The sequence below is a fragment of the Massilimicrobiota sp. SW1139 genome (assembly GCF_012027715.1).
Taxonomy (GTDB): domain Bacteria; phylum Bacillota_I; class Bacilli_A; order Erysipelotrichales; family Coprobacillaceae; genus Allocoprobacillus; species Allocoprobacillus merdigallinarum.
This window is the reverse complement of the sequence record NZ_SJOR01000002.1, coordinates 22572-45961: the sequence shown is the minus strand read 5'-3', so window position 1 is coordinate 45961 and position 23390 is coordinate 22572. Positions and strand designations below refer to the sequence as shown.

At 31.0% G+C, this 23390-nt stretch carries 24 protein-coding genes; 18 read left to right on the top strand and 6 right to left on the bottom strand.

Annotated elements, in window-relative coordinates:
* Positions 1 to 9: 9 nt before the first annotated feature.
* From E0K96_RS01525 to E0K96_RS01485, 9 genes are all read left to right on the top strand, one after another.
* Positions 10 to 1929 carry an aconitate hydratase gene (locus E0K96_RS01525; RefSeq protein ID WP_168080670.1) on the top strand — a complete coding sequence of 640 codons (1920 nt, stop codon included), beginning with the start codon at positions 10 to 12 and terminating at the stop codon, positions 1927 to 1929.
* Positions 1929 to 2921 carry an isocitrate/isopropylmalate dehydrogenase family protein gene (locus E0K96_RS01520; RefSeq protein WP_168080668.1) on the top strand — a complete coding sequence of 331 codons (993 nt, stop codon included), beginning with the start codon at positions 1929 to 1931 and terminating at the stop codon, positions 2919 to 2921. Before E0K96_RS01525 ends, E0K96_RS01520 begins: the two co-directional genes overlap by 1 nt.
* An 11-nt stretch (positions 2922 to 2932) precedes the next feature.
* Positions 2933 to 3631, top strand: a complete 699-nt coding sequence (locus E0K96_RS01515; RefSeq protein ID WP_168080666.1) for a GntR family transcriptional regulator — start codon at positions 2933 to 2935, stop codon at positions 3629 to 3631.
* 208 nt (positions 3632 to 3839) lie between these two features.
* The gene (locus E0K96_RS01510) at positions 3840 to 5234 is read left to right on the top strand and encodes a 6-phospho-beta-glucosidase (protein WP_168080664.1); all 1395 of its coding nucleotides are present in this window, start codon (positions 3840 to 3842) and stop codon (positions 5232 to 5234) included.
* A gap of 271 nt (positions 5235 to 5505) precedes the next feature.
* Complete coding sequence (locus E0K96_RS01505; protein ID WP_168080662.1) at positions 5506 to 6129, top strand: PD-(D/E)XK nuclease family transposase; 624 nt, start codon at positions 5506 to 5508, stop codon at positions 6127 to 6129.
* A gap of 15 nt (positions 6130 to 6144) precedes the next feature.
* The gene (locus E0K96_RS01500) at positions 6145 to 6297 is read left to right on the top strand and encodes a hypothetical protein (RefSeq protein WP_168080660.1); all 153 of its coding nucleotides are present in this window, start codon (positions 6145 to 6147) and stop codon (positions 6295 to 6297) included.
* A gap of 181 nt (positions 6298 to 6478) precedes the next feature.
* On the top strand, positions 6479 to 7354 hold the full coding sequence (locus E0K96_RS01495; RefSeq protein WP_168080658.1) for an ABC transporter ATP-binding protein: 876 nt from the start codon (positions 6479 to 6481) through the stop codon (positions 7352 to 7354).
* Between the two features lie 6 nt (positions 7355 to 7360).
* Positions 7361 to 8161, top strand: coding sequence for an ABC transporter permease subunit (locus E0K96_RS01490; RefSeq protein WP_168080656.1), 801 nt, complete (start codon positions 7361 to 7363; stop codon positions 8159 to 8161).
* Positions 8162 to 8220: 59 nt separating this feature from the next.
* Complete coding sequence (locus E0K96_RS01485; RefSeq protein WP_168080654.1) at positions 8221 to 9132, top strand: NAD-dependent epimerase/dehydratase family protein; 912 nt, start codon at positions 8221 to 8223, stop codon at positions 9130 to 9132.
* Between the two features lie 26 nt (positions 9133 to 9158).
* On the opposite strand, the gene E0K96_RS01480 is transcribed toward E0K96_RS01485, so the two are convergent.
* A complete protein-coding gene (locus E0K96_RS01480) occupies positions 9159 to 9971 on the bottom strand; it encodes a purine-nucleoside phosphorylase (RefSeq protein WP_168080652.1) in 813 nt (270 codons plus the stop codon).
* Between the two features lie 64 nt (positions 9972 to 10035).
* Positions 10036 to 10554: a ferritin gene (locus tag E0K96_RS01475; protein WP_168080650.1), complete on the bottom strand. Its 519-nt coding sequence runs from the start codon at positions 10552 to 10554 to the stop codon at positions 10036 to 10038.
* Between the two features lie 123 nt (positions 10555 to 10677).
* Between E0K96_RS01475 and E0K96_RS01470 the strand changes: the two genes are divergently transcribed.
* From E0K96_RS01470 to E0K96_RS01430, 9 genes are all read left to right on the top strand, one after another.
* Positions 10678 to 11943 carry an HD domain-containing protein gene (locus tag E0K96_RS01470; protein ID WP_168080648.1) on the top strand — a complete coding sequence of 422 codons (1266 nt, stop codon included), beginning with the start codon at positions 10678 to 10680 and terminating at the stop codon, positions 11941 to 11943.
* Positions 11924 to 12334 carry a GNAT family N-acetyltransferase gene (locus tag E0K96_RS01465; RefSeq protein WP_168080646.1) on the top strand — a complete coding sequence of 137 codons (411 nt, stop codon included), beginning with the start codon at positions 11924 to 11926 and terminating at the stop codon, positions 12332 to 12334. The genes E0K96_RS01470 and E0K96_RS01465 overlap by 20 nt, the downstream gene beginning before the upstream one ends.
* Positions 12335 to 12623: 289 nt before the next feature.
* The gene (locus E0K96_RS01460) at positions 12624 to 13433 is read left to right on the top strand and encodes a PD-(D/E)XK nuclease family transposase (RefSeq protein WP_168080644.1); all 810 of its coding nucleotides are present in this window, start codon (positions 12624 to 12626) and stop codon (positions 13431 to 13433) included.
* A gap of 164 nt (positions 13434 to 13597) precedes the next feature.
* On the top strand, positions 13598 to 14665 hold the full coding sequence (locus E0K96_RS01455; protein ID WP_168080642.1) for a hypothetical protein: 1068 nt from the start codon (positions 13598 to 13600) through the stop codon (positions 14663 to 14665).
* Complete coding sequence (locus E0K96_RS01450) at positions 14662 to 15936, top strand: hypothetical protein (RefSeq protein WP_168080640.1); 1275 nt, start codon at positions 14662 to 14664, stop codon at positions 15934 to 15936. Before E0K96_RS01455 ends, E0K96_RS01450 begins: the two co-directional genes overlap by 4 nt.
* A 131-nt stretch (positions 15937 to 16067) precedes the next feature.
* Entirely contained in the window at positions 16068 to 17177 is a 1110-nt protein-coding gene (locus tag E0K96_RS01445; protein WP_168080638.1) for a DNA-protecting protein DprA, read from the top strand.
* A 1-nt stretch (position 17178) separates the two neighbouring features.
* Positions 17179 to 18387, top strand: a complete 1209-nt coding sequence (locus tag E0K96_RS01440; RefSeq protein WP_168080636.1) for a phosphoribosyltransferase family protein — start codon at positions 17179 to 17181, stop codon at positions 18385 to 18387.
* 155 nt (positions 18388 to 18542) lie between these two features.
* The gene (locus tag E0K96_RS01435) at positions 18543 to 19139 is read left to right on the top strand and encodes a recombinase family protein (RefSeq protein ID WP_168080634.1); all 597 of its coding nucleotides are present in this window, start codon (positions 18543 to 18545) and stop codon (positions 19137 to 19139) included.
* Between the two features lie 203 nt (positions 19140 to 19342).
* Entirely contained in the window at positions 19343 to 19798 is a 456-nt protein-coding gene (locus tag E0K96_RS01430; RefSeq protein ID WP_206080543.1) for a hypothetical protein, read from the top strand.
* 253 nt (positions 19799 to 20051) lie between these two features.
* Here the strand turns inward: E0K96_RS01430 and E0K96_RS01425 are convergent, their stop codons facing one another.
* From E0K96_RS01425 to E0K96_RS01410, 4 genes are read right to left on the bottom strand one after another with little or no spacing between them, the layout of a single operon-like run.
* Positions 20052 to 21047 carry a hypothetical protein gene (locus E0K96_RS01425; RefSeq protein WP_168080630.1) on the bottom strand — a complete coding sequence of 332 codons (996 nt, stop codon included), beginning with the start codon at positions 21045 to 21047 and terminating at the stop codon, positions 20052 to 20054.
* Complete coding sequence (locus tag E0K96_RS01420; RefSeq protein WP_087935989.1) at positions 21047 to 21757, bottom strand: CpsD/CapB family tyrosine-protein kinase; 711 nt, start codon at positions 21755 to 21757, stop codon at positions 21047 to 21049. The genes E0K96_RS01425 and E0K96_RS01420 overlap by 1 nt, the downstream gene beginning before the upstream one ends.
* A 3-nt stretch (positions 21758 to 21760) precedes the next feature.
* Positions 21761 to 22555 carry a tyrosine-protein phosphatase gene (locus E0K96_RS01415; protein WP_240924398.1) on the bottom strand — a complete coding sequence of 265 codons (795 nt, stop codon included), beginning with the start codon at positions 22553 to 22555 and terminating at the stop codon, positions 21761 to 21763.
* The gene (locus tag E0K96_RS01410) at positions 22545 to 23237 is read right to left on the bottom strand and encodes a YveK family protein (protein WP_158093971.1); all 693 of its coding nucleotides are present in this window, start codon (positions 23235 to 23237) and stop codon (positions 22545 to 22547) included. The genes E0K96_RS01415 and E0K96_RS01410 overlap by 11 nt, the downstream gene beginning before the upstream one ends.
* Positions 23238 to 23390: the final 153 nt, after the last annotated feature.

The window sequence follows — 23390 nt, the reverse complement described above, 5'->3', positions numbered from 1 at the left end:
TGGTTAAAAATGAATTTAGCATATAAGGTTTTACAAGCACATTTAAAAGAGGGAGAATTAATTCCTGGAACTCCAATCTGTATTGGAATTGATCAGACATTGACGCAAGATTCTACTGGCACAATGGCTTATTTACAGTTAGAAGCTATGGATACAGGGAAAGTTGCAGTTGAAAAAGCAGTAGCTTATATTGATCACAATATGTTACAGACGGGGTTTGAAAATATGGATGATCATGAGTTTATTCGCAGTGTTGCGAAAAAACATGGAATTACTTTTTCAAAACCAGGGAATGGTGTTTGTCATCAGTTACAGTTAGAAAACTTTTCAAAACCAGGGAAAACACTGGTTGGAAGTGATTCACATACACCGACATGTGGCGCTATGGGAATGATTGCGATTGGTGCAGGGGGATTGGATGTTGCGGTTGCGATGGCAACAGGAAAATATTATTTACAATGTCCAAGTGTGATTCAGGTTCATCTGACAGGTAAAAAAGCGCCTTGGGTGAGTGCTAAAGATATCATTTTAAAAATTTTACAGTTATTAAGCGTAAAAGGTGGCGTGAATAAGATTGTAGAGTATACAGGTGAGGGAATCGCTTCTTTATCATTAACAGATCGTGCCACAATCTGTAATATGGGAGCTGAACTTGGTGCAACAACATCTATTTTTCCAACCGATGAAAGAACTTTAGAATATTTAAAACAACAGGGTAGAGAAGCTGATTATGTGGAAATGAAAGCTGATGAAGATGCCCAATATGATGAACGCTTAGATATTGATATGTCTACACTTGAACCAATGGTAGCCAAACCTCATAGTCCAGATGCTGTGGTGAGTGTTAAAGAACTAGAAGGTATGCATATCAATCAGGTTGTCATTGGATCATGTACGAATTCATCATTTGCTGATATGATGCGTGCGGCCAAAATTTTAAAAGGTAGAAAAGTTGCAGATCATGTTTCATTGGTTATTGCGCCAGGATCTTCAAGTATTTTGGCTATGTTATCACAAAATGGGGCTTTAGCAGATATGATTCATGCAGGAGCCAGAATTCTTGAATGTGGCTGTGGTCCTTGTATTGGTATGGGGCAGGCACCTCTTTCTCAAGGGATTTCTTTAAGAACAATCAATCGTAACTTTAAAGGACGTTCTGGAACAAATGATGCCGGTGTTTATCTGGTTTCACCAGAAATTGCTGCCTTGTCTGCTGTTAAAGGATATTTATCTTGTGAATTTGAAGAAGATATGTATTTAGATGAAGTTCCATCAACACCATTTATTAAAAATGAAAACTTTTTTATCAATGAATATGATCCAAATACAAAAGTCTATATGGGACCTAATATTAAACCAGTTCCTCGTGGTGAAAAACTATCAGCTGATATTCAAGGAAAAGTTGTGTTAAAAGTAGGAGATAATATTTCAACTGATCATATTGTTCCTTCAGATTCAAAATTATTACCATTCCGTTCTAATGTTCCACATTTGGCTAAATTTGCTTTTTCAAAAGTGGATGATCAGTTCTATACAAGAGCTAAGGAAAATCATGGTGGATTTATCGTCGGTGGTGATAACTATGGACAGGGATCTTCAAGAGAACATGCGGCTTTGGTACCGAATTATTTAAAGATTAGAGCTATTTTTGCTTTATCATTTGCAAGAATTCATCGTTCTAATTTGATTAATAATGGTATTTTACCGATTGTGATTGATCAGAAAGGTTATGATTTCTTTAATGAAGAAGATGACTATATTTTATTAAATGTCAAAGAATCCGTAGAAAATGATCAGCCGATTATAGTTCAAAATCAACGTACAAAAGAAACTTTATCAACGCAGTTGACTTTAGCACCAAGAGAAAAAACAATGATTTTACAAGGTGGATTATTGAATGCGATTAAAGAATTAGGAGGGGATTTTTAATGAAAGCCGTATTAATTCCAGGTGATGGGATTGGACCAGAAATTGCCAAAAGTGTTGAAGCTTTAACAACAGCCATGAATTTGGATATAGAATGGGTGAAATATCGTGCTGGGGCTGAATATGCCAAAGAAACTGGAGATGTTTTTGAACCTGGACTTGTCGAAGCCATTGAACAATATAAATGGGCATTGAAAGGCCCAACAGCAACACCTATAGGAACAGGATTTAGAAGTGTCAATGTGGCATTAAGACAAAAGTTTGCGACTTATGCCAATATTAGACCGATCCGTTCATTCAAGGGAATCAATTCTAGATATGATGATATAGATTTGGTCATCATTCGTGAAAATACAGAAGATTTATATAAGGGGATTGAATATAAACTCAATGAAAACATGGCAAATGGTGTCAAATTGATTACCAGAGAAGCTAGTGAAAAAATTTGTCGTTATGCTTTTGAATATGCGAAAATCAATCATCGTCATAAAGTGACTGCTATTCATAAAGCCAACATCATGAAATATACAGATGGACTTTTCTTGGAAGCTTTTAGAGATGTTGCCAAGTGTTATCCTGATATTGAAGCGCAGGAAGTCATTGTAGATAATATGTGTATGCAACTGGTTTTAAGACCTGAAACTTTTGATGTTTTGGTTGCACCTAATTTATATGGTGATATTGTTTCTGATTTATGTGCTGGATTAGTTGGTGGATTAGGTTTTGCGCCTAGTGGTAATATTGGAGATGAATATCGTATTTATGAAGCTGTTCATGGTAGTGCCCCAGATATTGCAGGTCAAAATATCGCCAATCCAAGTGCATTATTATTAGCTTTTGCGTTGATGTTGGAAGATTTGGGAAAGATCGAGGCGGCAAATGCTTTAAGAATAGCATTATCAAAAGTTGTTGAAAAACAGGAAACTGTTACACCTGATATTGGTGGACATGCTTCCACTACTGAATTTGTAGACGCAATTATAAAAGAATTATAGGAGGGAAACATATGCCGTCACATAGTTTATTTGAACATGTTTCACACGGCTCTTTGGGAAATAAAATATTTGATATTTTAAGAGATCGCATTTTAAATGAAGAATATGAACATGGACAAAAATTAAATGAATTGGCTTTAGCTAATGAATTAAAAATCAGTCGTACACCTATTAGAGAAGCTTTAAAACAATTAGAGTTAGAAGGATTGGTTGAAAGTATTCCTAATAAAGGTGTTTATGTCAAGGGATTTTCACCACGAGATATTGATGATATGTTTGAAATTCGTTGTGCTTTAGAAGGCTTAGCGATTCAACTGGCTATTGATAGAATGGATGAAGAACATTTAGCTAAAATTAAAGATGTGTTTGAATTGATGGAATTTTATACTGCCAAAAAAGATCAGGAAAAAATTAATGATTTGAATATTTTGTATCATGAAACCATTTATCAGGCAACACAATCTCAATATTTTGAACAGCTGTTAAAAGATGTACATTATTATGTTTCTGTCACAAGTCGTCATTCTATTACCCAGCCTGAAAGATTGGAAACAGCTATTCAGGAACATCGTGCTATTTTAAATTCTATTGTGGCTGGTGATAAAGAATTAGCAAAAGATACGATTCAAAAACATATTAGAAAGACACAAACGCTTGTTCGTGCTTATTATGCGAATAAGAAAAAGAAAAATAATAAAGCGAATGATTGAGTCTGAAAATTCTTTTTCATGTCATATAAATCATCTCATAAAACATTTGTGAAGATACGATAATAAGTATCTTCTTTTTTTGATAAAATAAGCATGAAAAGACTGATGAATGATATAAGGAAAGAAACTCTTTTCAATAAATGAAAATAATAAGCAAAATAAACGATTTGATATTATACTTATCATTAAGGATAAAGGAGGATTGATTATGGAAAAGAAACCAGTAAAAATTGTAACAATTGGTGGAGGAAGTAGCTATACTCCAGAATTGATGGAAGGATTTATCAAGAGATATGATGAACTTCCAATTAGAGAAATTTGGCTAGTTGATATTGAAGATGGAAAAGAAAAATTAGAAATTGTTGGTACTATGGCTCAACGTATGTGGGATGCATCTCCTTATGATGTCAAAGTGCATTTGACTTTGGATCGTAGAGAAGCATTAAAAGATGCAGACTTTGTCACAACTCAATTTAGAGTAGGTTTATTGAATGCGCGTGTCAAAGATGAAAGAATTCCATTTTCATATGGTATGTTAGGTCAGGAAACAAATGGAGCTGGAGGAATCTTTAAAGCCTTCAGAACAATTCCTGTCATCTTAAGCATTGTCGAAGACATGAAAGAATTATGTCCAGATGCATGGTTGATTAACTTTACAAATCCAAGTGGAATGGTCACAGAAGCTGTCATGAAATATGGAAAATGGAATAAAGTGATTGGATTATGTAATGTTCCAGTAGGTGCAATGATGGCTGAACCTGAAACAATTGGAAAAACATTAGATCAGTTAACATATAAGTTTGCAGGATTGAATCATTTCCACTGGCATAAAGTTTATGATGAACATGGAAATGAAGTGACTCAACAAATCATTGATGCAATGTATGAAGGAAAAGATGGAGGAATTCCTGCGAATATTCATGACATTCCTTTCTTTAAAGAACAGCTTGATACAATGCAAATGATTCCTTGTGGATATCATAGATATTATTATCGTCAAGAAGAAATGTTGAAACATGGTCTTGAAGAATACAGTACAATTGGAACAAGAGCACAACAGGTCAAACAGACAGAAGAAGAATTGTTTGAATTGTATAAAAATCCTGAATTAGATCATAAACCAGAACAGCTTGCCAAACGTGGCGGAGCACATTACAGTGATGCCGCATGTGAAACAATAGCATCTATCTATGCGAATAAGAATACACATATCGTTGTCACAACAAGAAATAATGGAGCTGTCCCAGATTTACCACCAGAAGCAGCAGTAGAAGTTTCAGCATATATTGGAGCAACTGGCGCAAAAGCGATAGCATTTGGACCATTACAGCCAGCAGAAAGAGGATGGCTACAATGCATGAAGAACATGGAATGGTGTGTAGAGGAAGCTGCAGTCACAGGAGATTATGGAAAGGCATTACAAGCATTTATCCTTAATCCACAGATTCCATCAGGAGCTACAGCGAAGAGAGTATTAGATGAATTATTGTTGGCACATAAAAAATACTTACCACAGTTTGCAGATAGGATTGCTCAGCTTGAAGCTGAAGGTGTCACAATTAAAGATGATGTCGCAAGGGAGTTAACTGAAAAAGGTTTATAATAAGATTAAAAAGGCTATAAAGAATGAAAAGTTCTTTATAGTTTTTTTATGGATAAATATTTGTTTAAAATGAGTTTATACCATAATATTTACTATCAGCAAATATTATGGTATATTTGTTTTAGAAAGATATGTTTTTTTCACTTTTTTATCCTGAAAAAAAGAAAAATGTCAAAATAATGCGTATATAGATAAGTGAAGGGTTCCTGATTATCATTCCTTAAATATCTAAGAGATTGAAACTATAAAAATAAAAGGAGGAATGATCAAAATGAATCAGGAATATCTTGAATTTGTGAAAGCATTAAGACCTATTGATGATATCTTTATGAAAGTTATCTTCAATGATCCCCGCTGCATTAAATTATTATTCCATATCATTTTTGAAGAGGATATTTCCATTACAAAATGGCATATTCAGGATGAATACAGAAATCTTCATGGTAGAACGGTCATTATGGATATAGTAGCTTCAACAGAGAATGGGAATATTATTGATGTGGAAATGGAAAGAAGTCTAAAGAATGCTTCACCCTTAAGGGCGAGGTTTCATGCCAGCATATTGGATAGCAGTCTGTCATATGTTAATGAGAAGTGGGAAAAGTTACCTGAGATTTATGTTATTTTCATATGTGAAAAGGATGTTCTAGAAACAAACAGATTGAAAAATCATATCCAGAGGTATGGGGAAGATGGAGAAGCATTTGAAGATAAGGTACATATCATTGATGTGAATGCCAACAAGGAAGATGAAATACCCTTAGGGAAGCTGATGCATGATTTAAGATGCGAAAATCATGAAGACATGTATGATGAAGTCTTGAAAGAAAGAGTCAGATATTTTAAACAAAAAGAAGGAGTAAAGAAAATTATGTGTGATATGATGGAAAAATGAGAAAAACGAGGAGAAATGAAAAGTCTTATTCAAATTCTGTTGAAGAAATTTCCAGGCATGAACTTTGAATGGGTCAAGGAATGCAATGAAAAGCAGATAGAGAAAATTCAAGATCATATCTTAATGAATATCAGCTATGAAGAATTTTATCGCTTGATTCACTCATAAGTGAAAATGTAGAATAAATATTTATGGCTTTCTTTGAGTTGATACTATTGTGAGAAAGATAATCGTTGAATGATAGAAAATGATTATCTTTTTTATTTTATTAAGTATTAAAAAGTGAACACCATATTTTTATTGTGAAAGATTGACAAGAGAGTAAAATAGAGGTAGGGAGGGGAATGGAATGAATATCATAACAATTGATCATGTGACAAAGGATTATGGATGTCAACGTGGTATTTTTAATATGAGTTTTCAAATCAAACAAGGAGAAACACTGGGATTTTTAGGACCTAATGGTAGTGGGAAGACAACAACGATTCGACATTTGATGGGATTTATGAAACCAGATAGTGGCATTGTTCAAATTCATGGTTTAGATTGTTTTCAGGATGCTGCTCAGATTCAAAAAATGGTAGGTTATCTGCCAGGTGAAATGTCATTTATTGATGATATGACAGGAATAGATTTTATTCAATTGATTGCTAAACTGAAGGGAATGCAAGATTTGAGTTATGCTTATGAATTGATGCAATTTTTAGAATTGGATGCAAAAGCTCCAATCAAACGTATGTCTAAAGGAATGAAACAGAAGATAGGTTTAGTAATAGCATTTATGCAAAATCCACCAATCTTGATTTTAGATGAACCTACAAGTGGACTTGATCCATTAATGCAATTAAAGTTTGTAGAATTGATGAAACAATTCAAACAACAGGGAAAGACAATTCTCATGTCTTCACATATTTTTGAAGAGATTGAAAATATATGTGATCGTGTGGTTATTATTAAAACTGGTCAAATTGTAGCTATTGAAGATATGGAAAAACTTAAACATAATCGTTATAAACATTATGAAATTCAATTCAGTTCATTACAGGAAGCAAACTTATTTATGAAAAAATATCCTGATGCCAGGCAAAATGAATATTATGTGTCTTTAATGCTTCAAGGACATATTGATGATTTTATTAAAGATTTGTCTCATTATAAAGTGAATGATTTGAATATTCGCTCACAATCATTAGAAGAAATCTTTTTACAATATTATGGGGAGTGATGGTAGATGTCCTGGATTTTATATCAAAAAGAATTAAAATCAAATTATAAAATTCTTTTGCTTTTTCTTGTTGTGATAACTATGTATTCAAGCATTATTATTGCTATGTATGATCCAGATATGAATAGTAGTCTGGAAATATTAGCAAAATCAATGCCACAAATTTTTGCGGCATTTGGTATGATGAATATAGCGACAACACTTTTAGATTTTATTACAAATTATCTATATGGATTTATACTTATTGTTTTTCCTTTTTTATTAAGTGTTATCTTATGTTATCGTTTAATTGGCAAATATGTAGATCATGGATCTATGGCTTATTTACTGGCAACACCTTTAAGTCGCCAACAGTTCATGATGACACAGCTGATGGTTTTATTAACAGCATTGGTTATTGTTGTGATATATGCTTTTGGATTTATTTCTATTTATGCCTGGTTGATGGTTAAAGATGCGAGTATAGATATGATTTCCTTTTTATCTGTTAATATAGGATTGTTAGGTATCCATTGTTTATTGGGAAGTTTATGTTATCTATCTTGTGCTTTGTTTAATGAAGCTAAGTTATCTATTGGCTTTGGTGCTGGATTAGGGATTGTGTTTATTTTAATTCAAATGTTATCTGATGTCAGCCAACAATTTGAAATTCTTAATTATTTGACACCTTTAACTTTATTTGATCCTCAAAGTTTATCAAGTGGAGAATATCAGGCATTTGTTTATGTATTTATACTTTTTGTGAGTGCTTTGTTGTTGTTTGGGATTGGACAATTTCTTTTTAAAAAACGTGATTTACCATTATAGGCATATATGTTGTGCCTACGATGGTTTTTCTATATAATGGAGACAAAGGTGGGATATTTGTGAAAGTATTAGTTATTGGTGGTAGTTATTTTTTAGGACGTGTTTTAACAATGTCTTTATCAAAGCAATGGGATATGACATTGGTTAATAGAGGACATTATTCTATGAAAGATTATGGTGTCTTGGAATATATTTTGGATCGTCATGATCTGGATGCCTGGCAAAAATTACCAAAAGAAGAGTATGATGCAGTTATTGATTTATGTGCTTATCAAAAAGGTGATATTCAAACAGTGATTCAGTCCTTTCCTGGTCAGATTCGTCATTATATATTGATCAGCACTGTTGATGTGTATCAGCGTCAAACAGGTCTTGACAAAGATGAAAAGCATCCCCTTGAAACACGTCAGTTTGAAGGGGAGACAGGGGCTTATATTTTAGGAAAAGTTCAGTTAGAACAAGAATTACAGTCATTATCAAAAGAACATCATATTCCTTATACCATTTTAAGACCAGGCAATATTTATGGTCTATTCAATTATGCACCTAGAGAATCTGTATTGATTGAAAGAGCTGTGAAAGGATGGCCTCTATTTTCAATCAAGGATGCTCAGTGTACTTTTCAGCTTGTCTATGTGAAAGATGTTGTCAGTGCGATTGAAAAAGCTGTCGAAAAGAAAGCTTACAATACTATCTATAATGTTATTAATGATGAACAAGTGACTTATTCTATTATGAATGAAATTCTTAAAACTTGTCAGCCTGATGTCAGTATAGAAGAACATTCTTTAGTTGAAGCCATTGAACAACAATATCCATTGCCATATCCAGTTTTTCAAGAAGAAATGGAGTCTTATAATGGACAAAAGATTGTTCAAGAATTAGGTTTATCTTATACCCCATTAAAAGTCGGATTAAGTAAGACTTATCAGGCTTTTTATCCAGTCTTTAGTCAAAATGAAAAACGATGAGATTTTGATTCTCATCGTTTTCGTGTTTACATATCTTGAATAGTTTGTTTGACAAGTTTCACAAGATTGATTTCAGCCTGATTGGCAGCTTCCATGACTTCCTGATGATTTAATTCACTATTTCCTAAACCAGCCGCTTTATTTGTCACAAGAGAAATACCTAAAGTTGTCATACCAGAATGTCTAGCGACAATGGCTTCAGGAACTGTAGACATTCCAACCATGTCTGCACCAATTGCTTTTAAAGCACGAATTTCAGCAGGTGTTTCAAACATTGGACCTTTAAAGAAACAATAAACACCTTCTTTAAGAGAAACATTTGTTTTTTCTGCTGCTTTTTTCGCAATTTCCTGTAAATGTTTTGAATAGACTTCTGTCATATCTTTAAAGCGTGGACCAAATTCATCTAAGTTAGGACCACGTAATGGACTAGGTGCCATAAATCCAATATGATCTGAAATTAAAGTGATTTGTCCAGGATTTAAATCTTCTCTAATTCCACCACAAGCATTTGTGACAAATAAATAAGGAATGCCTAGTTTCGCAAATACACGAATAGGTAATGTCACAACATCCATATTATGCCCTTCATAATAGTGAAAGCGTCCTTTCATGGCACAGACTGTTTTTCCAGCAATGGTACCAATATAAAGTTTTCCTTCATGTCCAGGAATAGTAGAAACTGGAAAATGAGGAATATCCTGATAATCAATAATGATTGGATTTTCAATTTCATCAGCCAATGGACCTAAACCAGATCCTAAAATAATCGCAATATCAATTTTCCCATGATAGCGTGAATGGATATATTCATAAGCTTCATTAATTTTTGTATACATAACTTTCCTCCTTGTTTTCATTATAAACAAACTGTGCATGAAAAAAAAGACCTTTTTGAGGTCTTTAGTCAGCATTTAAGATTGATGCCTGTGTATATGTTCTTTGAGTTAATTCATTATTTAATGAATAAAGTGATTTAGGATCATGACCAAACAATTCAAATTGTGTTAATAAGTCAGTTGCATTTTTTTCTTCTTCACCTTGTTCAGAGACATACCAGTCTAAGAATTTCATTGTACGGTAATCTCTCACTTCATATGCAGCATCATAGATTGTATGGATTAAACTTGTGACATATTGTTCGTGTTCTAACCCATATTTTAATGGATCATCAAGATGATTTAATTCTTTAGCAGGTTTATCAATAGCAGATAATGTCACAGCATAATCATTATCCTGTAAATATTGAAGAATACCCATAGCATGATCCATTTCTTCTTTAGCTTGAATATTATACCAGTTGGCATAACCATTTAAACCCTTATGCGTATAAAAATTAGCAAAATCTAAATATAAATAAGCAGAATACATTTCTTTATTAATTTGTTCATTTAATAAATCAGCAACTTTTTGATCTAACATTCTTTCATTCCTCCTTATATGTTTCATTATATACCTGATAGAATACAAAAACAATGTTCAACATTTAAGATTATGGACTTTATGAATCAAAATTTGATACAATATATATAAGAAGGTGAGGCTATGAATTTTAAAGAGAATTTTAGACTACAATCAATTGAACTTAATGAAAAAAGAGTCATACGTGATGCCATTCATGATTATATTCATGTTGATCATTTGATCATCTGGCGTTTGATTAATTCTAAGGAAATGCAAAGGCTTCGAAGAATCAAGCAATTAGGAGGAACTTATCAGGTTTTTCAAAGTGCAGAACATTCAAGATTTGTCCATTCTTTAGGTGTGTATCAGGTTGTTAGACGCATGTTAGAAACAGAGTGTTTAACAAATGCTTTAAGTGATTATGATAAACTTTGTGTAATGTGTGCGGGATTACTGCATGATATCGGACATGGTCCATTTTCTCATTCTTTTGAAGGTGTTTTTGAAGAAAATCATGAAGATATGACAGTCAGAATGATTCTCGAAGAAAGTGAAGTGCACGATATTCTCGTATCGTTATATAAACAGCTGCCACAAGATGTCGCAAGTATTATTCAACATACACATCCTAATCGCATTTTAATTCAAATGGTATCCAGTCAGTTAGATGCTGATCGCATGGATTATTTATTAAGGGATTCTTATATGAGTGGAACGACTTATGGACATTTTGATATGTCACGTATTTTGCGTACAATGCGTATTCGTGATGGAAAAATTGTATATAAAGAATCTGGAGTTCAAGCCATTGAAAATTATATTCTAGCAAGATACCATATGTACTGGCAGGTGTATTATCATCCGACAGCTCGTAGTTATGAACATCTTCTACAAAGCATTTTTCAAAGAGTCAAAGATTTATACTATGATGGTTACGTTTTCCAGACCCATTTACATTATTTAATTCCTATGTTGGAACATCATTTTCAGGTCAGAGATTTTGTTGATTTAGATGAAGCCGTTATTTTATATTATTTTAAAGAATTTACACGTGAAAAAGATTTTATTTTAAGTGATCTGTCATCAAGATTTTTAAATCGTCATTTATTTAAATATAAACAATTGAAAAGTCAAAAAGACCTCATGTCTATCAAAGCTATTGCCCAAGCCAAAGGATATCATCCGGATTATTATATTGTCAGTGATAATCAAAAACAAATTCCATATTTGCATTATGGTGAAAGTGGAGAATTAAGTGAAATTGAAATTTTAGATAGCGAAGGTTGTTTATCACCATTACCAATGAAATCTGAGATTGTTTCAGCTATCTTAAATTCAAAACGTTTTAAATCAGATCAAAAAGTATTTTTCCCAAAGGAGATTAAAGATGAACTATCAATTTTTTAATAAGCTTCCTGAAGAAGCAAAAATGATTAGAGAAAAAGTCTTTGTTGAAGAACAGGGATTTCAAAATGAATTTGATGAACAAGATGAACATAGTTGGCATCTGGTTATTTATGATTATCGTACACCTGTAGGATGTGCCCGTATGTTTGATGAAAAGGGAGATATTGTTTTTGGGAGAATCGCAGTGATTCCAGAAAAACGACATAAACATTTAGGAAGTTATATCTTACATGAACTAGAAAAGAAAGCCAGAGAACTTGGTTATCCAAAAGCTAAACTTTCAGCCCAGGTAAGTGCTATGGGATTCTATGAAAAAAACGGTTTTCAAGCATACGGTGAGGAATATTTAGATGAATTTTGTCCTCACATTCATATGGAAAAAAGATTATAATATGTGTCATTGTCAATGAACTGTTGTTCATTGACTTTTTTTGAATAAAAAGTAAAATCATTTCAATATATAGAAACTATATATCAAAGTTTCATATACCACAATATTTACTATCAGCAAATATTGTGGTATATTTGTCTTAGAAAGATATGTTTTTTTACTTTTTTGTCCTGAAAAAAAGAAAAATGTCAAAATAATGCGTATATAGATAAGTGAAGGGTTCCTGATTATCATTCCTTAAATATCTAAGAGATTGAAACTATAAAAAATAAAAGGAGGAATGGTTAAAATGAATCAGGAATATCTTGAGTTTGTGAAAGCATTAAGACCTATTGATGATATCTTTATGAAAGTCATCTTCAATGATCAACACTGCATTGAATTATTATTCCATATCATTTTTGAAGAAGATATTTCCATTACAAAATGGCATATTCAGGATGAATACAGAAATCTTCATGGTAGAACAGTCATTATGGATATAGTAGCTTCAACAGAGAATGGGAATATTATTGATGTGGAAATGGAAAGAAGTCTAAAGAATGCTTCACCTTTAAGGGCGAGGTTTCATGCCAGCATATTGGATAGCAGTCTGTCATATATCAATGAGAAATGGGAAAAGTTACCTGAGATTTATGTTATTTTCATATGTGAAAAGGATGTTCTAGAAACAAATAGATTGAAAAATCATATCCAGAGGTATGGGGAAGATGGAGAAGCATTTGAAGATAAGGTACATATCATTGATATGAATGCCGCTAAGGAAGATGAAACACCCTTAGGGAAGCTGATGCATGATTTAAGATGTGAAAATCATGAAGATATGTATGATGAAGTTTTAAAAGAAAGAGTCAGATATTTTAAACAAAAAGAAGGAGGAAAGAAAATTATGTGTGATATGATGGAAAAATTGGAAAAACGAGGAGAAAAAAGAGGAGAAATGAAAAGTCTTATTCAAATTCTGTTGAAGAAATTTCCAGGCATGAATTTTGAATGGGTCAAGGAATGCAATGAACAGCAGATAGAGAAAATTCAAGATCATATCTTAATGAATATGAGTTATGAAGAATTTTATAAGTTAGTACTCCATGATAAATAATAGAATGTAATAAAAAAATAGAGAAGTTCTATGATAAGCAATTATAGCTTATATCATAGAACTTTTTTAAATAGGGATAAAAAAGAATCTCTGTGTTGATTTCAATAAAATTGTCTTTATTTGTCAGGAATTATGATATACTAAAACAAAGGAAGGTGAGGCAAATGCTTTGTTATTATGCTGTGTTTCCAACAAAAAATTTAAATCAAGATATATTAATAGATTTTTTATGGGATTGGCTGGAACATTCTAAAAATAAAATGGAAGGATTATATATAGAAAAAACTTTTCCATTTGAATATGAAGTGGATCATAAACATTTAAAGCTTCAGATCTTTGATGAAAAATATTTTACGATTTATTTTTCTACACAGGATAATGATAAAAATACACATTTTATAGTAGAAGTGATATATGATATGTTAGAAGAAAAAATACATTTGCTTTTTTCTAAAGAAACATCTCATGATTCACGTTATATATCAGCTGTATCTATTCCTGTTTTGTTTAAAAACATATTAGTATCGCCCTATATAAAAAGTGATATTTATCCGCTTTCTTATAAAGCACATCATGTTAAAGATATTGAAGTTATGAAATTTCAGGAACACCAGTTACCGATTCTTTACATGCATACCACATATATAGATGCAAATCTTCTTGCAAGAAAGATGCTGGGCTTAGCGCATGTCTGTTATTGTAAAAATCAAAAAGAAGAAGGATATATTGAAATCATTGATGATCATGAAAGCCGTATATTTCAATTAAATAAAAAACGTCAAAGTTTATATCAGATTTATGAATTAAATGAACTGTTGAGAAATGAAATCATTAAAAAATATAAAAATCATATGCCTTCTTATGAACAGCTTTATCAAAATCAGATTCTTCATCAACAAAATATGACAATGAAAAATGCTCATGACTATCAGGAAGAATTTAAAAAAGAAATCAAACGTCAACAAATCGAAGTGGATGAACTGAAAGATATATATCATATGTTAATGGAAGAAAAACAAAAGGCCCAAAAACAAAATCAAAAATTAATGCAGGTGGGACAATATCATGATGCTTTGATATATGTGGATCATATGGACAAAATAGCAAGCTATCATGATTGTCTTCTTCAGTATATTCAACATAAAGCTTATGATTTAGAAACAACACAGGAAATTTATCGCCGTCTGGATATTTTAAATGCAATTTTAAAAAAGAATGGAGATTCAATATGAAATCATTTTCAACTTATTTAAAACTCAAAGAAAAATGGACAATTCCTCAGTTTATAGATTCATTATTTGAAGTCTATGATATTCAATATGATAATCTCAATTTACAACAGAAAAGAATTATTGAAGATTATTTTGATATCTATCAGTATCCTCAAGATCGAAGTGTTGTGATTCATTTGTATCATCGTATGGAATACATATATAATGAAAAAGATGGTGGTTTATGTATTCATAATGAGGGATATCAAAAAGGATATCGTTATATAGATTATTTATTGACACATCAGTTGATTCAAACGAGTAGAATTCCTATCAGTGATAGCCCTATAGCAATTGATATGGATCATTGTCAGCAAGTCATGCAATGGCTTGAAACTTATGATAATTTACCTATTGTTTATATTAATTATGAACAGGTTGTTGATCCTGATTATCTTGCCAGACAGTTAAGAGGAATAGCTCATGTTATGTATGAAACATCATATGATGTCTCTTTATGGATGAAAGAACATTGTCAGCTCATTCCTCAACAAAGCCGAGTAATTCTCTATTATTTGAATCATGATTATAAGGCATATCGCTTTTTTAAAAAAGAATCCCAAGATCAACTGCAACAACGTATTCTTCATCATTTGAGTCTGTATTTAAAACAAAGACGGTATGGAACAAGTTATGATTTTCATAGTTTACAAAAAAGATATCTGGAAGAATTAAAAAATCATGCACAAGATTATGAAGAAGAAACAGTTTATCAGTTAGATCAGGAAATGGAAAAATTAGAGAATGAAAAAATCAAATATAGTGAATTAATCAGTCAATTAGAAAATGAAGTAGAATTATTGAAAATGCAAAATGAAATGTTAGAAGAACAAATGAGTCTACAAAATCAATATGGTCTTTTAAATAAAGGTGATATTCAAGAATACTATCAGGGAGAACAGAAAGATATTCTTTTAAATATGCTGGAAGATGATGTGAAAAAGAAAAATGTCGGAAATCTTGATATGAGTATATTGGAAGATATTCTCCAACAGAATACGAAAGATGGTATTAGAGAGGAATATTTAAATTGTATTTTAAAAGCTTTAATCAGTAGTTATGATATATATAAATTAAAAAGCTATGGTATCACAATCAAAGATGAAAAAAATAAGCATCCTATTGCTATGTTTTTTGATAATCCAAGATATCAATCTACGCTTTCATCGACACCAAGTGATCAAAATGCCTGCCGACAGATTTACAGACAATTTAGAAAATACTTTTTTTAACAGAGAACGAAATATACTCGTTCTTTTTTATTGACAACGTCAATAAGAAAATGGGAAGTTGATTTAAGCTTGTTTTTTTAACCTTATTATATATAATTGAAAATAGAAACATCAATAAAGCAGGTGATGAGATGGATAGAAAAGATATTTTAAAAGTGATGGAAAATATTTATACTTCGCAAGAAGCGGCTGAATACTTAGGTATGTCTTATGAAACTTTTTGTCAGATTGTCCAAAGTCAACAGATTCAACCTATTAAACAAAGTCATACAGTAATGTTATTTTTAAAAAGTGATTTAGATGATTATCATAAAATGAGTCATTTACAGGAACCATTTAATATTAATCAGGTTTCTGTAAGAGATGCTATATTGTATTATACAATCCAGCAATATCTTGATAACAGCGATAAAAAAACATTGGCTTTTATCCAACAAATCAAACAATTCTATCATTTTGATTTTCATGCAGGATTAAAAATAAATATTCCATTTTTAGCTTCTCAATTTCATATCACAGAACAAGAATTTTATAATAGCTATTTACAAATCAAAAAAGCTTTTACACAATTACCAGCCAATACTCACATTATAAAAAAAGGAGAAGACAAGTATCCTCAACAACTTGCTGATACAAAAGAGGCTCCGTTATTTTTATTTGTAAATGGTCAGATAGATTTACTGTATCAAAAATCTATATGTGTTGTAGGAAGTCGACAGGCATCTCCATATGCCGTTGAACAGACAAAACAATTGGTAAAAGCATTGGTGGATGATGGTTTTGTCGTCAATGCCGGTTTAGCAAAAGGAATTGATACAGTGGTGCATCAGACTGTTCTACAAAACAAAGGACAGACAATAGCGGTCATTGGTACATCATTACACGAATATTATCCAAAGGAAAATCAGACATTACAATTAATAATCGAAAAAGAAGGTTTGGTTGTTTCGCAATATCCACCATGTCAGCATGTCAATAGATGGAATTTTCCTAAGCGTAATGCGACTATGAGTGGATTGTCAATAGGAACTGTGATTATGGAAGCCCGTGAAAATAGTGGAACTTTGAAACAGGCAGATTATGCTTTACGACAAGGCAGGTATATTTTTATACCTCAATATATCGTTAATGATACGTCTTTACAGTGGCCACAAAAATATATGGATAAAGGAGCATATGTTTTTGAAACTTATGATGATATGATCAAGGTCATCAAACATCAAAAGCAGGAGGAATGTTAATATGTGGAAATGGACACAAATCAATCATTTAAGACTTATTATTCTTGATTGTGATTCTTTAAAACAGGAATATATTGATTTTCCGTATCATCAATATCTTCCAGACATTGAGATTGTCAAAATAAATCCTCAATCTCAAGATCAAAATATAGAGATCAAATATTTTATGGAAGATATTTTAAAAGACATGCGTTGTCAATCATATGAAACAATCTTGATCAGTGGTAATATGTCATATTTAAAAGAAATCATGACAGTTCATATTGGAACTTTATTGATTGGCCATATTCAACAAAAAGATTTAAAATATATGCCAGATTTTGTGATTGATTCTATTGATTTGTTAGCAGATGTATTGTTAGGTCAAAATAAAGGATATAGTGGAGAAGTATTGGCATTTGAAAATAAAAAAGGATCATTGTTGTCCTGTCAAACTGAGATTGTCGCTGATGATGGAAAAAGATATCTCACAGAGTTATATTTTGGAGGACGTTATTATCCAGAAAAACATCAGTATTTATTAGATGATCCTTTATCATTTATGATATTGAAATTTAAACATGTCTATGTTGATATCATGGATACATTTTTTGATGAAGCGATTATAGAAATACGCAAGAAAGAAATAATTGATGCTTTGACATATATACCACCTAAACCTCAAGATATTGAAAAGAAAAGATTTCAAAGATTTTTGAGTTTAAAACTTGAACGCAATGCACAAGATGGATTGATGTTAAAAGATCTTTTGTCATGTCAATGTGATTTTTCACAAAAAGGAAATGATTTGGCTGAAAGAAGACAAACTGTTAAAGGTGTCTTTCGTGTTAACGGGGATGTGAAAGGGAAAAATATTATTTTAATTGATGATGTCTTTTCTTCTGGTTCGACAATGCTTGAAGCTATGAAAACATTGTATGAAGCCGGAGCAAATAAGGTGATTGCTTTAGCTATAGCAGTCAGTCAAATGACAGAATCACCATTGACCTATCAAAAATTAGTCTGTTCACATTGTCAGGAACCTATGGAGCTTGTGTATTATAGAAAAACACATAAATTACTATTTGGATGTCCACATTATTCATCACATCCTGATCAAAAAAGCATCATGAGTTTAAGATTAGGACTATTTTGTTTAAAGAAGAAAAACAGATTATATTATGAAAATTATGAATATGATGAATATGGAGTTCCCATCATATATTCATAAATATTATTGATAAAAGCTTTTTGAATACAGAAATGTATTTGAAAAGCTTTTTTTGATTATACTATATCCGATAAGGAAATCATTTCTATATAGACTGTATTTCAACATATTATTGTATACTGGTATTGGCTTATAGTGAATAAGGAGGTTATGATGTGAATAAAAATATATATGGGTATGTCAGAGTATCGTCTAAAGATCAATGTGAAGACAGACAATTGCTTGCATTAAAAGAATTTGGAATTGTGGAAAGGAATATATATACGGATAAAATCAGTGGGAAAAATTTTAATCGACCACAATATCATCGTTTAATGAAAAAATTAAAACAAGGGGATGTCGTTGTTATTTTATCTATTGATAGACTCGGAAGAAATTATGATGAAATACAGAATCAATGGAGAATCATTACAAAAGAAAAACAGGCTGATATTGTTGTCTTGGATATGCCATTATTAGATACAAGAAAAAGTCAAAATAATGATTTGACTGGAACATTTATTGCAGACTTAGTTTTACAGATTCTTGCCTATGTTGCACAAATTGAGCGAGAGAATATTAAACAAAGGCAAAAAGAAGGGATTCATGCGGCTAAGTGTAGAGGCGTACAATTTGGTAGACCAAGGAAAAATATCCCTGATAATTTTGATGATGTAAAAGAAAAATGGGAAAAAAGTGAAATTAATTCTCGGCAGGCTGCTCAAATATTAGGAATCTCTCAAAATACATTTTTAAGATGGTCACATGAGTAGATATATATAGATTTTATTTTGCAATTTTTCCTTTAAAAAGTAGACATTATCGTTCGATAAACTTATAATAAAAATAAGCTTTTTATGAGTGAAAAAATATAAAAAAAGTACGATTTTTTGATGAAATATAAAACAAAAAGTATGCGTGAAAATGTCTACTTTATCGTTCATTTTTTATTTTATGGAGAAAGGTGTTGAAAAATGTGTCATTTATGACGAAAGAAATGTATTTTACAATTGCACTTTTATCATATGAAAATGGTGTGGTTTGTGGTGATTTACATAGTCCAGTTTTAAAGAAAAGTATTCAGTTTCATAATTTAACAGAACTTATATTAATAATGGATCAAATCATGAAAGATTTAAATATTCCTGAATATGATGAAAGAAATCATCATGTGATTATAAAAAAACAATCCCTTGATGTTCAATTAGATTATCAGGATTTAAAACGAGATAATTTTGAAAAACATTTAAATCGTTCGTTAATGTATCCTAAAAAGAGTAAAGATATTTTTGTAGTTAAAGTGATGTATAGGCAGAACAATTCATGGCAAGGAGAGATGACGTGGCTTAGAACAAATAAAACCAGATTTTTTAGGAGTGCATTGGAATTAGTGGAACTCATATATTCTGTGATTGATAAATATCATAAATAAAATAATTTATAATCTTATCATTAACAAGCAAGGGCACTATTTTTCAATACCATTACTATAAGTATGATTTATGTAGATAAAAAGAGAATTTTTTTATATGTTTATAATCTATGAAATAGAGATAAAATAAGGTATTGTATATCTTTAATAATTCAATATAATATATATTGATTAAAGGATAAAATCTAAATTTATTATAATGAAAGAAAAACCTCTATAGTTATAATCGTTTATAACTATAGAGGCTGTTTAATTAAATTTGAGTATTTTTTAAATCATCGTCCGTAATATATTTTAATTCTTTCATTTTTTGAATTAATTGTTTAGCTAACAATTCATGAAATTCAGTGTTTCCATCAACTAGATTGTCTTGAAGAAGACTACGAGGAATATATCCTTTATCTAGATCGCTTTGATCTTGTTTTGTTGGAGTGATATCAGCATCCTGTAATCCATTTTCTAAAAGATAATCTCTAAAATTAAGAAAATGCTCTTCATGTTCTTCTTCTAATACACTATTCATATCATTTACAATCTGAAATGTTCTTTTTGATGTTAAAGAAACAACGATATATTTCTTGATACCTAATTGATTAAGTATAGCACGTTGATATGTGATTGTTCTGAAGATACTACCTGATTCATAGGGGTCATATGTTCCAGTAAAGATAATAGCAATTCCATTTTTATCAAAAGTTGGAAAATCAGCATTAATACGAGTATATTCATCAAGTGTTACGGATTTACCAGCTTCATCTCTAGTGAATGTGTGCACTTTTTTTTCAGAATCATATTTCAATATACCACTGATACCAGCAATTTTGACATTAGAAAAGTTACTGCCTTTATTTTTTAAAACATCTAATTCTTCATGATCTTCATTATATAATGTTAATTCTACAGGATCAGTTTGTGCAGGAATCGTAATATCATAAGCATATATTTTTGTTCTGCCTGATCTAATCGCTATATCTATTGTTTGATCCTGTGAACCCCCAAATGTCTCTATTGATAAGTTTGTTAATTCAGAAAGAACAGTTGGATATGCATGAGATCCTAGTGTTAAACTATCACCTATACAATAAAGTGTTTGAGTATTTGAGGATTTTGTAGAAGATGTAGGATAATCTTCTTGCAGATTCTGGTATTTTTGACTATCTTTACGTGTAATGAGAGTATTATATCCTATAAGCGTTAAAATAATACATACAAGTAGGATAACGATTAAAGGAAAGGATATCTTTTTCATCAGTAGTAATAATGATATGAACCAGAACCAGAATCAGCTTTTGTTAAGACGCTACCAATAACATTAACATTACTACGTTTAAGTAAATCTACACATTGAGCAGCATCTTTACGTTTTGTATCTTTAGCAGAAACAACAAAAATTGTTCCATCAACAGCATTTCCTACTGGTATTGCATCTGAAATAGAGCCAATAGGTGCACAGTCAATAATGATAAAATCAAAATTTTGTTTTAAAACTTTCATATATTCTTTAAAAGTGTCTGAACTTAATAACTCAGAAGGATTAGGAACATGAATACCAGCTGTTAGTACATAGAGTAATCCAGAAAAAGATTGGTCATTAATTGTTTGGAAATATTCATCATTAAAACGATGTGTTTTTCCAAATTCAATAAGGGCATCAGTAAGACCATGTGAATTGGATAATCTCATATATTTATGTAACATTGTTTTTCTCAAATCACAATCAATAATAAGAACTTTTTTATACTTTGTCGCAAATATATATGCTAAATTCATTGATGTTGTAGATTTGGCTTCTCCTGGTTGAGAAGACGTAATTGCAACTGATTTAATAGGATTATCAACATTTGAGAATTCAATGTTTGTACGAATATGTCTAAAAATTTCTGTATAATCAAATTGTGATTGTTTTTTTGATTTTTCTAAAATATTTAAAGTTTTACGATATTTTTTCTTTTGAGCCATAAATTATCTCCTTTTGAATAACTTTTTGAAAAATGATTGGTTGACTTGAATCATTTCCACGCTTTCATTTTGTAATATGTGTAATGGGTTATCATACATTAACGTTTTCAATGTTTGATAATCATATTTTTTTGAAAGTAATTGATAAATTTCCTGTAAACAAGGAATACGATGACCTTGACTGCGATGAGTATCCGTCGCAATAATATGAATCAAACCATTATTCAATAATTGATAAGCATTATTTTTAACAGTTTTTCCATGTACACCTAATAGACTTGATGCATTGACTTGAATCACATAACCACTATCAATCCACTGTTCAATTCTTTGTAAATCAATACCATGAGGGAAATATCTTTCAGCATGAGCTATAATTGGTGTATAACCCTTGATATCAATCTCATAAAGATAATCTTCAACTTCATATTCTTTCCCAATTTCTTTTCTAACATCAAATTCAACGAGAAGGTATGATGTATTTTCAATAGGTATAAACAGTTGTTGATTTATTGAATTGATATAATCATGATTTAAGAATAATTCACAACCTTCATAAACTTCGATATTTTCATTTTGAGCTAAAGCTTTGAGATTAGCTATTCTTTCTTTAAAATGTTGGATGTCTGTTTCATTATGCGTACCAGGTACAACATGAGGTGTTGCTACTATTGTACAGATGTTATTCTCTTTAGCCATTTGTAAGGCTTTTATAGCTTCATCTTGTGTTGGAATACCATCGTCAATACCCCAGGCATAATGACCATGAATATCAATAAATTGCATTTTAGTTATCAAAATAAGGAATAGAACCTAAACAAGGAATACCTAAGTATTTTTCAGCTTCTTCCCTATTATGAATATGAGTATCAAGCATAAATTTAATAAAAAGATATCCAACACTTAAGAAAGCACCAATAAGTGCACCAATAACTAAATTCATTTTTAAATTAGGAGATACAGGTGTATCTGCGATCTGTGCCTGATCAATCGTTGAAATATTGTTAATATTTAATGTTTCCTTAGCTTCTTTTTTAAAAGTTGCAACTAATTCATCTACAATATTTTTACTTAATTCTGGGTCAGTTGTAGTAGCTGAAATACTAATAATTTGTGTATTAGTTTGGTTAGAAATAGTGACACTATTACTTACTTCAGCAGTAGTCATACCTAAACTTTCAGCAACCTGACTTTGAATGTTATTACCTTTTAACATTTCAATGTAGTTATTGACCATCAAATTGTTAGCATTGATTTGTGTGTAGTCAACCATACCTTCAGTGACTTCAGGTTTTGGATAGATACTGGCAACTGATTGATATTTTCTGTCAATAAAAAAGACTGTCAAAACTCCAGCAACAATCGTTGTAACTAAAGTACTAATAATAATGAGTTTGTATTGCGCTTTTAGTAAAGCAAATAATTCCCCTAAGTTAATTTCAATTTCATCTTCATTTTTCATCATTTCTTGTTCAGTCATAGAGACCTCCTTATTTGTTGTTAAAAAATTAGAAATATGTGTCATTTATCACAAAATTCTTGATTTATTGTCATATAAATGTTATTTTATGACTAGTCATGGATTTTGTGTGACCAATTATATTTCAATATGTATTATGCTTGATTCATAAAA

Bases quoted from the DNA above. Each gene is read 5' to 3' on its own strand.
- E0K96_RS01525 (WP_168080670.1), top strand. From the start codon at position 10: ATGAATTTAGCATATAAGGTTTTACAAGCACATTTAAAAGAGGGAGAA.
- E0K96_RS01520 (WP_168080668.1), top strand. From the start codon at position 1,929: ATGAAAGCCGTATTAATTCCAGGTGATGGGATTGGACCAGAAATTGCC.
- E0K96_RS01515 (WP_168080666.1), top strand. From the start codon at position 2,933: ATGCCGTCACATAGTTTATTTGAACATGTTTCACACGGCTCTTTGGGA.
- E0K96_RS01510 (WP_168080664.1), top strand. From the start codon at position 3,840: ATGGAAAAGAAACCAGTAAAAATTGTAACAATTGGTGGAGGAAGTAGC.
- E0K96_RS01505 (WP_168080662.1), top strand. From the start codon at position 5,506: ATGAATCAGGAATATCTTGAATTTGTGAAAGCATTAAGACCTATTGAT.
- E0K96_RS01500 (WP_168080660.1), top strand. From the start codon at position 6,145: ATGAAAAGTCTTATTCAAATTCTGTTGAAGAAATTTCCAGGCATGAAC.
- E0K96_RS01495 (WP_168080658.1), top strand. From the start codon at position 6,479: ATGAATATCATAACAATTGATCATGTGACAAAGGATTATGGATGTCAA.
- E0K96_RS01490 (WP_168080656.1), top strand. From the start codon at position 7,361: ATGTCCTGGATTTTATATCAAAAAGAATTAAAATCAAATTATAAAATT.
- E0K96_RS01480 (WP_168080652.1), bottom strand. From the start codon at position 9,971: ATGTATACAAAAATTAATGAAGCTTATGAATATATCCATTCACGCTAT.
- E0K96_RS01475 (WP_168080650.1), bottom strand. From the start codon at position 10,554: ATGTTAGATCAAAAAGTTGCTGATTTATTAAATGAACAAATTAATAAA.
- E0K96_RS01470 (WP_168080648.1), top strand. From the start codon at position 10,678: ATGAATTTTAAAGAGAATTTTAGACTACAATCAATTGAACTTAATGAA.
- E0K96_RS01465 (WP_168080646.1), top strand. From the start codon at position 11,924: ATGAACTATCAATTTTTTAATAAGCTTCCTGAAGAAGCAAAAATGATT.
- E0K96_RS01460 (WP_168080644.1), top strand. From the start codon at position 12,624: ATGAATCAGGAATATCTTGAGTTTGTGAAAGCATTAAGACCTATTGAT.
- E0K96_RS01455 (WP_168080642.1), top strand. From the start codon at position 13,598: ATGCTTTGTTATTATGCTGTGTTTCCAACAAAAAATTTAAATCAAGAT.
- E0K96_RS01450 (WP_168080640.1), top strand. From the start codon at position 14,662: ATGAAATCATTTTCAACTTATTTAAAACTCAAAGAAAAATGGACAATT.
- E0K96_RS01445 (WP_168080638.1), top strand. From the start codon at position 16,068: ATGGATAGAAAAGATATTTTAAAAGTGATGGAAAATATTTATACTTCG.
- E0K96_RS01440 (WP_168080636.1), top strand. From the start codon at position 17,179: ATGTGGAAATGGACACAAATCAATCATTTAAGACTTATTATTCTTGAT.
- E0K96_RS01425 (WP_168080630.1), bottom strand. From the start codon at position 21,047: ATGAAAAAGATATCCTTTCCTTTAATCGTTATCCTACTTGTATGTATT.
- E0K96_RS01420 (WP_087935989.1), bottom strand. From the start codon at position 21,757: ATGGCTCAAAAGAAAAAATATCGTAAAACTTTAAATATTTTAGAAAAA.
- E0K96_RS01410 (WP_158093971.1), bottom strand. From the start codon at position 23,237: ATGACTGAACAAGAAATGATGAAAAATGAAGATGAAATTGAAATTAAC.